At 40.5% G+C, this 13,431-nt stretch carries 8 protein-coding genes; 5 read left to right on the top strand and 3 right to left on the bottom strand.

The features are described 5' to 3' along the window. Positions 1-93: 93 nt before the first annotated feature. Positions 94-2,187 (bottom strand): TonB-dependent siderophore receptor, encoded by a 2,094-nt coding sequence (locus ACSC9N_RS08135; RefSeq protein WP_010326690.1) that lies wholly within the window; start codon positions 2,185-2,187, stop codon positions 94-96. 402 nt (positions 2,188-2,589) lie between these two features. Here ACSC9N_RS08135 and ACSC9N_RS08130 point away from each other — a divergent pair, with 402 nt between their 5' ends. The 3 genes from ACSC9N_RS08130 to ACSC9N_RS08120 all read left to right on the top strand — a co-directional run bounded on the left by ACSC9N_RS08130 (position 2,590) and on the right by ACSC9N_RS08120 (position 7,124). Then, the gene (locus ACSC9N_RS08130; protein WP_010326691.1) at positions 2,590-4,746 is read left to right on the top strand and encodes a TonB-dependent siderophore receptor; all 2,157 of its coding nucleotides are present in this window, start codon (positions 2,590-2,592) and stop codon (positions 4,744-4,746) included. Between the two features lie 277 nt (positions 4,747-5,023). Then, entirely contained in the window at positions 5,024-5,731 is a 708-nt protein-coding gene (locus ACSC9N_RS08125; RefSeq protein ID WP_010326692.1) for an SDR family oxidoreductase, read from the top strand. A 334-nt stretch (positions 5,732-6,065) separates the two neighbouring features. Then, positions 6,066-7,124, top strand: coding sequence for an asparaginase (locus ACSC9N_RS08120; RefSeq protein WP_010326693.1), 1,059 nt, complete (start codon positions 6,066-6,068; stop codon positions 7,122-7,124). Positions 7,125-7,242: 118 nt separating this feature from the next. On the opposite strand, the gene ACSC9N_RS08115 is transcribed toward ACSC9N_RS08120, so the two are convergent. Next, on the bottom strand, positions 7,243-7,941 hold the full coding sequence (locus ACSC9N_RS08115) for a DUF1826 domain-containing protein (protein ID WP_010326694.1): 699 nt from the start codon (positions 7,939-7,941) through the stop codon (positions 7,243-7,245). A 210-nt stretch (positions 7,942-8,151) separates the two neighbouring features. Between ACSC9N_RS08115 and ACSC9N_RS08110 the strand changes: the two genes are divergently transcribed. Then, on the top strand, positions 8,152-8,637 hold the full coding sequence (locus tag ACSC9N_RS08110; RefSeq protein ID WP_010326695.1) for a hypothetical protein: 486 nt from the start codon (positions 8,152-8,154) through the stop codon (positions 8,635-8,637). A 179-nt stretch (positions 8,638-8,816) separates the two neighbouring features. Here ACSC9N_RS08110 and ACSC9N_RS08105 read toward each other — a convergent pair whose 3' ends face one another. Beyond that, on the bottom strand, positions 8,817-12,287 hold the full coding sequence (locus ACSC9N_RS08105) for an indolepyruvate ferredoxin oxidoreductase family protein (RefSeq protein WP_010326696.1): 3,471 nt from the start codon (positions 12,285-12,287) through the stop codon (positions 8,817-8,819). Between the two features lie 203 nt (positions 12,288-12,490). Here ACSC9N_RS08105 and ACSC9N_RS08100 point away from each other — a divergent pair, with 203 nt between their 5' ends. Then, positions 12,491-13,429, top strand: coding sequence for a LysR family transcriptional regulator (locus ACSC9N_RS08100; protein ID WP_010326697.1), 939 nt, complete (start codon positions 12,491-12,493; stop codon positions 13,427-13,429). Positions 13,430-13,431 lie beyond the last annotated feature (2 nt).

The raw sequence follows: 13,431 nt of genomic DNA, 5'->3' as shown, positions 1-13,431 counted from the left end.
AACTAAGGCAGCTAATACTTCAGAAACTAATCAGAATCTTATTTTTCTAACACCAGACTCAACTCCTACGAGACAAGTCTGGTTTTTTAAACTTTAAAACTTCCATTGCACCGAGACAGATGCATTTAAAGGATCTCCGGGTTGAATCCACATATCACTATAGCTTGCAACATAGTACGTTTCGTCTAAGAGATTGTGCACATTGAACTGGTAGCGTAGCTGATCTGTTGGCGCATAATAAGCGTTTAGATTCAACAAAGTGTACTCAGGAAAGCTGAAGCCGTTATCTGTACTGTGTCCACTACGTTTGCCCACATAGATTGCTGTTGCACCGAGTCCAACTTTGTCCGCATTGGCAAGGGTCCATTCATAGTTGCTACTGATAGAGCCGCTGTGCTTCGGAACATTGCTAAGTCGTGAACCCTTAGCAAGACTTTGGTCTTTTTCCACTTGAGCGTCTGTGTAGCTATAGTTGGCACGTATAGAAAATTGATCATTGAGCTGTGTCTCTAGATCGAACTCTAGTCCCTTACTTGAGACTTCTCCAGCGGTAATTTGATAGTTACTATCTGCTGGATCTGTGGTTAAGACATTCTCTTTATCCATTTTAAAGAGGGCTAAGCTCAGCAAACTCTGTGGGGTAATCCGATATTTCCCACCAATCTCATAGCTTTTGCCTTTTTCAGGGTTAAACACATCGCCGTTTCGGTCCATGCCACTGTTGAGTGCAAAGGATTCTCCATAGTTGGCATACCATGACCAACGATCATTCAGTCGGTAGTTTAAACCCAAACGTGGACTGGTTTGTTGTAAATCCTTTTTACTGGATGTACCTGCAAGTTTATTTTGAAAGTCTTGGGTGACGTGATCAAAGCGTGCTCCAAATAGCACACTCCATTGATCATTAAGGAAAATTTGATCTTGTATATTCAGTGCAAAATAGCGTTGCTGTTCTTCGGTATTAATGAAAAGTGGAAGCTCGGGTAAGTATTGTCCATAAATAGGAGTATAGATATCAATGCTATTTGGCACGCTACTGCTGTGGTTTCGACGCAGTTGTAATTGACGGTACTTCATCTGCCCAAGTTCAGTGCTCAAAAGTACTTCATGACGGGCCCAGTCTTGTTGGATCGTCCCCAGTAGTTCAGTTTGAAAGAGAATGTCATCACTTTTATTGTCACGGTAGCGACGCTGGCGCTCTAATGTACGTCCATCACTTTGAATACGACGAGGTTCACTGGAAAAGCCTTTGAGCTGAGTATCTTTCACACTAAGAGCATTATTCATTTTCCAGTCATCATTAAACTGATGTGCAAGTCGAAGCTGATAGAAATGATCTTTTTGAATATGATCACCATCATCAGGTTCGCCTGTAAATGTTTTAGGGTCCATCACGAATTGTTTTTGATAACTACTTACACCACGGTCGAAGGTTCCATCTTGTCGGGTAAATTCGCTGTCAAAATCTAATTGGGTTGAATCTGAAATTTTCCATGTGAGTTGGGGGGAGAAAAACCAACGCTCACTCTGCACATGATCACGAAAACTTTGATTATCTTCATGTGCGACCGCAATACGATAAGCCACACGATCACTGATTGGGGCAGTATGTTCAAAACTAGCACGGTATTTTTCTAAACTATTGGCGCGTAAATTCACTTCTGAAGAACTTTCCCATTCAGGCTTTTTAGTGTTGATATTCAGTAGACCGCCAGCTTCCCCGCGGCCATAGAGCGCAGCCATTGGGCCTTTTAAAAAGTCGAGGGATTCAATATTCACCATATCTCGCGGAGCGCTGAGTCCACGGTTGACACTTAGACCATTTCTGATGATTTGTGCCCCAATATTGGGGTCTGTACTAAAACCTCTAAATGAAAAGTTATCCCAAAAGCCGCCACCATAATTGGTTTGATTATAGACCCCGCTCACTTGTGTTAATGCATCGTCAATACGTTGCACATCTTGTTGTTGAATTAAAGCTTTGGATAACACACTTCGACTAAATGGCACGTCTAAAATGTCATGTGAAAACTTAGTCATTGCTGTGCTTTGTTGAAGGTTTTCACCCTCAGTTTCGGCTTGTAATTGGATGGTCTGGAGTACTTCTGTTGAAGTTTCGGCCCAAGTGAAAGAACTCAGCAGGCTTAAATATATGCTTGAGGAAAAAAGAGAGAATTTATTCATCATGAAGGAGAGTAGTTTAGACTTGTATTGTTATGTTATAACATTTTAATGGATTTATAGTTAAAAAATCACTCTAAAATTAAAAAATATCTTAAAAAAATGAAATAAATCAACCTAAGCTTTTAGGTTCCAATCCACAATACACTGTTTCAATTCAGATAAATTCCCATCTACCATATGCTGTATCAAATACGGCTGAAGATATTGAACGCAGATCAACGTTATAATTTAAAATCAGATAGTTAAACTCAATTTCAAAATCTACACACTCAAAGCTATTGCCAGATAATTTTAAAAAAAAGCTGAGATATGTTGAATAATGTGCTTGTTCATTTTAAGAAAATTGTGAATACTCATGCCGCAAAATTCAGGCTGTAAATTTATCTTTTGGGGTTAGCAACGACAGTGAAAACGTATCCATTTTCTCGTTTACAAAAAGCATTATTGGCGGTTGGTTCATTTTCATGTCTAGGGCTGAACTCGGTATGGGTACATGCGGCAGAAGAGAGTGATGTAGAGCAACTCGCAACCATTACAACTACTGCTCAGACTGAACAACTGGCTTATTATCAACCCAAAGTTAATTTGTCTGGCTTTAGTCAGCAAAACCTTGCAGCAATTCCTGCATCTATTCACACCGTTACTGCTGAACTGATCGCAGATCAACATGCGAAAACACTGAGCGATGTGGTAAAGAACGATGCGTCTGTTGGGGATGGCTATGCACCTATTGGTTACTATGCAAACTTTGTGATGCGTGGATTTAGCTTAAATGCGGGATCAAGTTATTTACTGAACGGTAATTTGCTACGCGGTGAGCAAAACGTGGCGCTTGAAAATAAAGAACAAGTTGAAATCCTAAAAGGCATGAGTGCGATTCAAAGTGGTATGTCCACGCCAGGCGGTGTAGTGAACTATGTGAGTAAACGCCCCAAAGATGTCCAATCTTTAACCATCGAAGCAGACAGTCATGGCGGTAGCCGTGTGGCAACCGACCTTGGTGGATGGCTTGGAGACAATCAACAATTTGGTTATCGCGTGAATGCAGCTTATGAAGACATTCACCCGTATGTTGAACATGCCGATGGAAAACGTTTGTTTGGCTCCTTGGCTTTAGACTGGAAAATTTCAGATCGTTCAAAACTTGAATTTGATCTTGAATCACAGCGTCAAAAACAACGTTCAGTACCAGGTTATCAGCTACTTGGTGGTGAAACTGTACCGACAGGAGTGGAATGGGATCGTTTGCTGGGTTATCAAAGCTGGAGCAAACCAATCACCAATGAAAGTCTAAATACGAGTCTGAAATATAGTTATCAAATCAATGATAAATGGAACGGCAATCTGTCTGTTTCACAAAGTCGTGTGGTCGTAGATGATTACTCAGCCTTTGCCTACACCTTTGACACTGATGGTAACTACGATATTTATGATTTCCGCAGCCCAGATGATAGTTATCTAACCAATCAATTTAAAACGGGCTTAAACGGAAAATTCAACACTGGAGCATGGCAACATAACCTGAGTTTAGAGTTGTCACATGCCTACAAACGCCATACTCAGTATGATGCAATCAATGAATGGATAGGTTCAGGAAATATTTATAATGATCCTATTACATATACGCCTACGGACAAAGCCTTAGGTAATCATTACAAATCGTTAGATAGTCAACAAACAGCCCTCAACCTGTTGGATCAAATCGAATTTAATGATGCATGGTCAGTTTTGCTGGGCGGTAAGCTTTTGCATTTAAATGAAAGTGCCTATGCTGCGGATGGCAACAGTATTCGTGACACCGACTTCAATCGCTTCTTGCCACAGCTCGCGTTGATGTATCAGCCTTGGCAGAACACTCATCTGTATGCTTCTTATGCCAAAGGGATAAGTGACGGCAGTCAAGCGCCGTGGTCTGCCTATGGTAATGAGGATAAAGGTATCGTAGGAAATGCCTTTGAAACTTTAGCACCAAGACGTTCAACTCAATATGAATTAGGTCTTAAACAGCAATGGCAAGAGCTACTATTTACTGCCGCTTTGTTTGACTTAACACAAGACCATCAATATACCAACTTAGACAATTACTATGTCACCGATGGTGAACAGCATAATCTAGGTTTGGAATTGGGCTTGCAAGGTCGTGTTGCTGAAAATCTGGATATGACATCGACTTTGGCACTGACCCGTTCACGTTTGGAAGATATACAGGTCGATGCTTATAAAGGGCATCAAACTCAAAACGTACCGACAGTTCGTTTTGCCAGTCATGTGTCTTATCAAATGCCTCAAGTAGAAGGTTTACGTTTACTCGCAGGTATGCAATACAGCAGCAGTAAATACGCCAACAAAACGGGTACGGTTAAAGTTTCAGGCTATACCGTATTCGATGCGGGTGCAGCTTATAACTTCCGTGCTTATGGTTATGACAATATGCTTCGCCTGAATGTGGACAACCTGTTCAATAAAAAATATTGGCGAGATGCAGGAAGCTTTTTCGGGGATGACTATTTATTTCTGGGTACACCACGTACAGCACAATTTTCATGGACTGTGAACTTCTAGACAGAAATCGCTAGGTTTTAGGTTTTCTAAATTCTCCAATTTTGGGTCGTAGGAAAACCTATTGCTGGTAAGACTCATGTGTTAGTTGTGGGCTTATTCATTGAATGAATGATGAAGGTTGAATAAGTCTACAGAAATAGGTTTGTATAAAAAATTCTTACTGCACTATGATCAAAGCGAATTCTTAAGCTTGTGAATCAATATCCCAAAGCAAACTTTGAAGGTTTGAGCTCAAGCGTTTTTAACACCTTGAATTATCGTGATAGAGGAACATTTTATGTCTGATAAGAATAAACGGGCAATCGTGGTTGGAGCTTCTAGAGGGATTGGCCTAGGTCTGGTTCGTGAGCTGCTTAATCAGCACTGGCAGGTTATCGCGACCATCCGAGACATAGACCAAGTCTCTACAGGCTTAAATCAACTGCTTTCTGAGTATCCCGACCGACTTGAATTAACCGAATTAGATTTAAGCTATGTACAAACGGCAGACCGTTTACTCAGTAAATATCATGAAAAATCCATCGACCTACTGTTGGTTTCCGCGGGCATTCTTGGGCCAAAACATCAACGCGTTGAGCAGTGCACGCCCAATGAGATTGCCAATCTGTTTTGGGTAAATAGCATTGCACCCGTGACGATTGCGAGAACACTTCTTCCTTTGATGAAAGAAAAGAGTGTCATTGCATTTATGAGTTCTCGCATGGGAAGCGTTGCTTTAAACGATGATGGAAGTATGGAGCTGTATCGCGCAAGCAAGGCTGCTCTCAATAGTATCACACGGGGCTTTGCGATAAATGAGGCAATTCCTGCCCAAATAGGCGTGCTGAACTTACATCCAGGCTGGGTGCAAACTGAAATGGGCGGAAGCCATGCACCCATCAACGTAAAAGAAAGCACAACGGGCATTGTACGTGTGGTTGAAGATTTTATTGGTAAAAATGAACAACAGTTTGTCGACTTTCAAGGTCATGAAATAACGTGGTAATAAATAGCCACCGCCTAAATAATACGGTGCAGTTTTTCATTCTTGGAGGGACTGCATATTGCTTTCATCCTAAATAAAATAACAACTTGCTAAAAAGTGCGATAACCATTTAAAAATAGTCGTACCGTATTTTGAATATTTTCTTGCAACTGTTCTGTATTGGGTAAATAGGACTCATCTCAAAACTACAAGAGATGCACCATGATTAATCGTATTTAAGAAATGTGATGGACAAAAAATACAATTTCTACACCTATACAATCCTATCTTTTTCCAGTAATTTTACTATGGTATGAAAAATGCTAAGAATAAAATGACTCAAAAAGGATGACCTATGAAAAAAACGATTTCAGCTTTGACATTAAGTTTAAGCCTATTACTCCCATGTGCAGCATTTGCCAAAAATAATGTCGTTGTTGTCGCTACTGGTGGAACGATTGCAGGTGCTGGAGCAAGCTCTACCAATAGTGCAACCTATACTGCGGCAAAAGTTCCTGTGGATGCATTATTAAATGCGGTTCCCCAGATTCAAAACCTTGCCAATGTGACTGGTGTGCAGGCCATGCAAGTTGCATCAGAAAGTATTACGGATAAAGAATTATTATCCCTTGCACGTCAAGTCAATGACTTACTTAAAAAGTCTGATGTGAATGGTGTCGTGATTACACATGGAACAGACACACTAGAAGAAACAGCTTTCTTTTTAAATTTAGTGATTCATTCAGATAAGCCGATTGTATTGGTCGGGTCAATGCGTCCAAGTACTGCACTTTCTGCTGATGGCCCGTTGAACCTTTATAGTGCGGTTGCACTTGCTGCCGACGATAGTGCAAAAGGTAAAGGAACTTTTGTGCTCATGAATGACGACATTTTTGCAGCACGAGATGTTTCAAAAACAATTAATATCCATACCAATGCATTTATGAGCCAATGGGGTGCACTCGGGACCTTAGTCGAAGGAAAACCTTACTGGTTCAGAAATACAGCAAAACGTCATAATAAGAGCTCAGAATTTAATATTGAAAATATTAAAGGTGATAGCTTACCGCTGGTACAAATTGTTTATGGTTCAGGCAATATGTTGCCGGATGCATACACGGCTTATGCTAAAGCAGGGGCAAAAGCTATTATTCATGCAGGTACAGGGAATGGATCGGTAGCCAATTATATTGTTCCAACATTAACTGACTTACAAAAACAAGGTGTGCAAATTATTCGTTCATCTCGCGTACCTCAAGGTTTTATTCTTAGAAATGCAGAACAACCAGATGACAAATATGGTTGGGTGGTCGCACATGATCTTAACCCGCAAAAAGCTAAATTACTTGCTGCACTTGCTTTAACAAAAACAAAAGATGCCAAGGAAATCCAACGCATTTTTTGGGATTACTAAAATCAATAACTGTGAACTTGCATAGTAATGCTTTTCAGTTAAGCACCTTAAAAATTTAAGGTGCTTTTTTACCGTCTATAAATAGATTAAATTCATCGACTCTATATCGAATAAATATTTAACAAATCAATAGCAACCTATACTCACCATCTTTTTCGACAGGCGCTCTATGCACACAAGGCAAGACCTGTTGCGTCGGATGATCTACCGCCAAGCGCCAAAGATGTCCTAAGCCTAAATTCACAGGTTTTGCATTCGGTTTAGGTTGATAATGCAGGTCGAAAAAGTACTCTTCTAGGAAAGTTTCAAACTCTGTTTCTGGGCCATCATGCCGCTTTTTAAGCTTTTCTCTGATTTCGGGAATGAGAACTTTTTTCTCAACTTGAGCATTGGGCACGATATCACTTACAGCACCGTGGTAGGTACATAAGAAAGTATCTGTTTCTATGGGTGAACGATCAATATGAAACGAATATACATCTGTTGAAATAAAATCTAGCTCGTCATCACGTTCATAACATTTCAATAAGTTAAGTGCAGGGGATGCGCCAAAATCGGTTAATAGCTGTATATCTTTTAAAATGATTTCCCTTGCGAGATTCCCTTTTTCTGAAAGTTGTAAAGCTAAAAGATCTTCAACGGAAACTTCTGTAATATTCTCTTTTAACTCAAGTTTAGCCACAATTTCTTTAAAATCGCCAACCAAATCTCTACGCCAGCAGATAGCATTCATTTCTCCTTGAAAATTCGAATTTACAAGTTTAGAGAAGTTAGAAACTACACTAATTTGGGCGTTGTCAGAAAATGGATTTTTCATATGAGAATTAGATCATAAACAGGATGTAATCATAACATCTAGCTTTAGGTATATTGCATTTAAAAATAGCTGGGTAATTTCTTGAAGAAGAATATCATCTGTAATAGAAGCCCTTGCCACCGAGACTTGCGTAGCTGCACAGTTCAGATTACGATATTTCGATTTAACATAAAATGAAGTTATACGGCTTAAATCAAATAAGGTTAATTAATGAGAAACGAGAAAGGGCTTCCACCTTTAGTCGGGAATATTTCGGAAGGATCTATAACATGGCAACGATTAGATAATATTAACTATGAGGAATTAGGGTATTTTTTGTCATGCCATTTAATAATAGAACACTATCTTGATGAGTATTTAAAAGCTGAATATAAGACTTTAAGTTGGGATGACTGTAAGTTGACCTTTGCTCAAAAAATAAATTTATTATCTAATTTTCAAATTTCTGAGCCTTATAAGGAACTTATACCCTCAATTAAGGCTATGAATAAGATAAGAAATAAAATTAGCCACCGCGTAAATTTTAAGATATCGATCGATGATCTTGAACCTTTGAAATATTATCTTTATGGTGCTTTCGAAAAAAATAAGCAAGAAATCCCTTCAACAATATTAGAATTGTTAGATGTCTACACAATGATGGTATGTGTACTGTTCGCTGGAGCAATAAGCAGATTAGTTCACGAAAATGCGTAATAAAAAAGTCTACGTTATCTAATGATGTACTGTAGGCTCAAATCTAAGACTTTTTAGTCAAAATTTTGCGGTGTTAAAACGATCAACATACATTTTGAAACATCGCCAAATGATAAGTAGCTGATACAACCTAAGATCCTGTATCAGCTACTTATATAAATCTATTTCCTTTATTTATGTTATTTACGAAGACTCAAAGAAAGCTCATCCCAACGTCGTATCGCTACATCCATCGCTTGCATTTTGACATGACCAAAACCTCGTACATCCGCTGGTAATTGAGCGATTTGCTCAGCAACAGATAAGTCATAACTTTCAGGTGTAGAACTGATGGCTTTGACAAATACGATATAACGATCACGCCAAGCGTGTTCTTTTTGACGTTCTTGCTGTAAAGTGAATGGATCAAGAAAAGTTTCTCTGAGCCACTGTAGGCGAGCAAGAATCATCATCGGAATGCGTATCCAATATCCGAAAGCACGTTTGCGTATGACACCATGAGCACCCAAAGCTGGTGGTGCTAAGTGATAGGTTAAACGTAGACCTTTGCCAAACTGCGTTTCAATCGTTTGTTTAAAGCTTTTTCCTGTGAGTAAGCGCGCAACTTCGTATTCATCTTTATACGCCATGACTCTATACAGCTGTGTCGCAATGGTTCCAGCGAGTTCTTCGGGTAATACTTTGGTAGCTTGTTCAGCAAGATTTCGATACTGCGTTGCATAATCTTGATTCCAATACTCGACCAGACGCGCTGTACGATCTTCAACAAGTTCGGCCAACGTGGTTGGTTTACGCGTTGTTGGTATGGTTGCAATAATGCGTTTGGCTAAGTCAGGCTCACTCATCAAATGACAACCGATACGGAAAGCTTCAAGGTTTTTTTCAGTAGCCGTACCGTTGAGGTGAATTGCCTTTTCAATACTTTCGCGTTTAAGCGGTATCTGACCTGCTTGCCAAGCCATGCCAAGTAAGATCTGATTTGCAAAGATTGCATCACCTAAAACCTGTGTGGCAATACGTGTTACAGGTAAAGATGTGAGTTTTCCTTGAGTCGTTCGACCACGAAGTCGGTGAATCAAATCTGTAATTGGCGCATACCAATCACGAGATTGAAGGAAATCAGAAGTAGGGGAACCATCTTCATTGACGATGATAACAGCGTCAGATTTTAGACGAGAAAGTGCCGCATTACTGCCTGCAACAATCGCATCTGCACCAATTAAAAGATCACATTGACCCGCAGGGATTTTGGTTGCGGAGATTTGATCATCGTCTGTAGCGAGTTGTATGTAGGAATAAACCGTACCACCTTTTTGAGCAAGCCCAGCCATATCCATGATACGTGTAGCTTTACCCTCCAAATGAGCAGCCATTCCAAGTAAAGCACCCGCTGTAACTACACCTGTACCGCCAACACCGCCGACCATGATCCGGATAGGTTGTTGATCTAGTTCAGGAAGGATAGGATTTTCTGGCCAGCCAGCTTCGATACCTTTGAATATTTCTGGACGTTTCATATCACGAGTATGGACTGTCACAAAACTTGGACAGAAGCCTTCGACACAAGAGAAGTCTTTGTTACAACTACTTTGATTAATTTGACGTTTGGTTCCTAATACCGTTTCAACAGGTTCGATCGACAAACAGTTCGATTGTTTAGAACAGTCACCGCAACCTTCACAAATTTCAGTATTGATAAAAACGCGTTCTGCAATATCAGGATAAGCATTGCGTTTACGACGACGACGTTTTTCACTGGCACAGGTTTGAACATAAATTAACGCCGTAACCCCAGAAATCTCACGTAATTTGCGTTGGACATCATCTAATTCATTTCTGTGGTAAATCTCGACATGAGCAGCAATACCTTCTTCAGCATGAATCAGCTCAGGTTCATCCGTAACAATGACTTGTTTTGTGATTCCTTCAGCATCGAGTTGTCGTGTTAATTGTGCCACGCTGAGATGACCATCGACATGTTGTCCACCTGTCATTGCAACTGCGTCGTTATAGAGAATTTTGTAGGTTATATTGAGTTTTGCAGCGATCGCTTGGCGTATAGCAAGATAACCTGAATGGAAATAGGTTCCATCGCCAAGATTGGCAAAAATATGCTTTTCATTGGTGAAATGAGAAGCACCAGCCCAACTCACACCTTCACCACCCATTTGCGTGAACGTTTCTGTGTCATGATCTTGTAACACGGCAATATAATGACAACCGATCCCGCCCAGTGCACGACTGCCTTCGGGTAACTTAGTTGATGAGTTGTGAGGGCAGCCACTACAGAAGAAAGGTTTACGTTCTGCAATATCTAAAACACGCCGTGACTCGTGCTCTGCTTTTTGTAACAGCTCAAGTCTATTTTGAATTTGCGTTTTTAAGCTTTCTGGAAGATCTAATTTTAAGAATCGAGCAGCCAACATTTTTGCAATCGGTTCAGGTTGGAATTCATAGTGACCAATCAAAGGCGCTTCATCAATCGATGTACTCCATTCACCTTTTCCATCACTCGCTTTACCGATGATACGCGGGCGTTTGCCATCTGGAAGCGCATAGAGTTCATCTTTAATTTGTGCTTCAAGAATCGGGCGTTTTTCTTCTACAACAATCAGTTCTTCTAAACCTTCGGCAAATTCACGCAGACCTTGCGGTTCTAAAGGCCAAATTAAAGCAACTTGATACACTCTCAATCCGAGCTGTTGGGCCGTTTCACCTTCAATTCCGAGAATACGTAACGCTTCAATCGTATCTAAATAACCTTTACCACTTGCTGCAATGCCAATACGCGCATCAGGACAATGCCATGTCACCTGATTTAGTTGATTTTCACGTGCATAAGCCAATACAGCGGGTAAGCGATATTTATAAAGACGTTCTTCTTGTTGAATGCCGTGATCAGGCCAACGTATATTGACACCATCTTCAGGCATTTGAATATTTTGGGGTAAAACAGGAGTAACTCGATCTAAATCCACATGAACAGAAGCAGAGGTTTCGACGATTTCACTGACCAACTTCATTGATGTCCATACACCCGCAAAGCGTGACATGGCAACCGCATGAGCACCTAAATCAAGAATTTGCTGTATTGAAGTCGGGTAAAAAATTGGAATGCCACAACCAATCATCACGTATTCTGACTGGTGTGGAATACTTGACGATTTACAAGAGTGGTCATCACCAAAGAAGGCAACCACACCACCTCGTTCTGATGTTCCTGCAAGATTGGCATGACGCAGAACATCTCCAGAACGATCTACCCCAGGGCCTTTGCCATACCACCAAGACGTTACACCATCATATTTACCTTGCCCTGCGAGATTGGCTTGTTGGGTACCCCAAATTGCAGTAGCAGCGAGATCTTCATTTACACCGGGTTGAAAAACAACATGATGGTCTTTGAGTATGCCTTCAACTTGCCAGAGAAAATTATCGTAATTTCCGACAGGGGAACCACGATAACCTGAAATAAAACCAGCAGTATGATAACCGTTTAAAGTATCCCGCCGTGTTTGCGCGAGTGGTAAACGCACCATAGCCTGAATACCTGTCATATAAGCAGTACCGTCATCACTGAGATATTTATCTTCAAGTGACACATCCTTGGTTGGAATTTTATTTGGGGTAAATTTTGTCGCTATATTCATTTATATCTCCTTTGAATTTTGTAGATCGAGCTACTTTCTTTTCTCAACATCCCGTTGAATATTTGGAGTAAATGACATACTTGGAAAAAGATTGATCAGTTCAACTTAAGACAATGAAACTGTTCAATGTATGTACATTAATGTCATTGTGGGTGATCCAGACTGGTGCAACAATGCGTAATTAAGAAAAACATATTTACGTTATGCGCAAAAATCTTGAGGGTGGATTACTCCATGCAATGCATGCTTTCCTAAAAGTCATTGATAGTGGAAGCTTTACCGCTGCCGCAGAGCAGATGGAACTGACAACAGCGCAAGTGTCTCGACTCATTAGCGAGTTAGAAGGGCGTTTAGGTACAAAATTACTACAACGATCGACCAGACAGCATGCGTTGACCGATATTGGTGCAGCTTATGCAGAGCAATGCCGTCAAGTGCTTGCAATGGTGGAAGAAGCAGAAGCTCAAGCCATGGGAATGGCAAGCAAACCGCAGGGCAAGTTACGTGTTTTGAGTATGGCCAGTTTTGGTCATCATTATGTGTCTCCGATGCTGGCCGAGTTTTGTCAAACCTATCCCGAGCTTACGGTTGAGTACCGTACTTCCCAGAATGTGCCAGACCTTTTAGCCAAAGGAATTGATGTCAGTTTATATCTCACCGAATCTTTGGCTGACTCCAGATTTGTTGCTCGCAGAATTGGAACAATATTTTCATTACTTTGCGCATCACCAGCTTATTTAGAAAAATATGGCGAACCCAAATCACTAGATGATCTACAAAAACATGCATGTTTAAGATTAGTGAACCCATCGATTACACCGCAATGGCATCTTGTAAGTGAAGATAGTTGTTCGTATCAAATCGATATTACAGGGCAGTTGATTGCTGACACACCAGAACTATTATTAGACATGGTGCAACAAGATATGGGTATCGCATTACTTCCAACTTTTGCTGTGATTGAGGCTATACGTACTGGGCGATTGCGCCGTGTTTTAGCAGATTGGAGATCACCTGATATTGGTGTTTATACATTACTGCCATCGCGTCATTTTATAGATGCTAAAACAAGGGCATGGTTAACATGGGTTGAGCAGCATATTTCTCCTAAAATTCAAAGTGATACAGACTATTTTTTATAATT

Origin of the sequence: Acinetobacter sp. PC34 (assembly GCF_051789135.1) — a bacterium.
Lineage (GTDB): Bacteria > Pseudomonadota > Gammaproteobacteria > Pseudomonadales > Moraxellaceae > Acinetobacter > Acinetobacter johnsonii.
The sequence above is the reverse complement of the archived record's forward strand: the minus strand, read 5'-3'. Positions and strand labels throughout refer to the sequence as shown.

Excerpts from the sequence above, each read along its gene's own strand:
- ACSC9N_RS08135 (WP_010326690.1), bottom strand. The coding sequence starts at position 2,187 with ATGATGAATAAATTCTCTCTTTTTTCCTCAAGCATATATTTAAGCCTG.
- ACSC9N_RS08125 (WP_010326692.1), top strand. The coding sequence starts at position 5,024 with ATGTCTGATAAGAATAAACGGGCAATCGTGGTTGGAGCTTCTAGAGGG.
- ACSC9N_RS08120 (WP_010326693.1), top strand. The coding sequence starts at position 6,066 with ATGAAAAAAACGATTTCAGCTTTGACATTAAGTTTAAGCCTATTACTC.
- ACSC9N_RS08115 (WP_010326694.1), bottom strand. The coding sequence starts at position 7,941 with ATGAAAAATCCATTTTCTGACAACGCCCAAATTAGTGTAGTTTCTAAC.
- ACSC9N_RS08110 (WP_010326695.1), top strand. The coding sequence starts at position 8,152 with ATGAGAAACGAGAAAGGGCTTCCACCTTTAGTCGGGAATATTTCGGAA.
- ACSC9N_RS08105 (WP_010326696.1), bottom strand. The coding sequence starts at position 12,287 with ATGAATATAGCGACAAAATTTACCCCAAATAAAATTCCAACCAAGGAT.
- ACSC9N_RS08100 (WP_010326697.1), top strand. The coding sequence starts at position 12,491 with ATGCGCAAAAATCTTGAGGGTGGATTACTCCATGCAATGCATGCTTTC.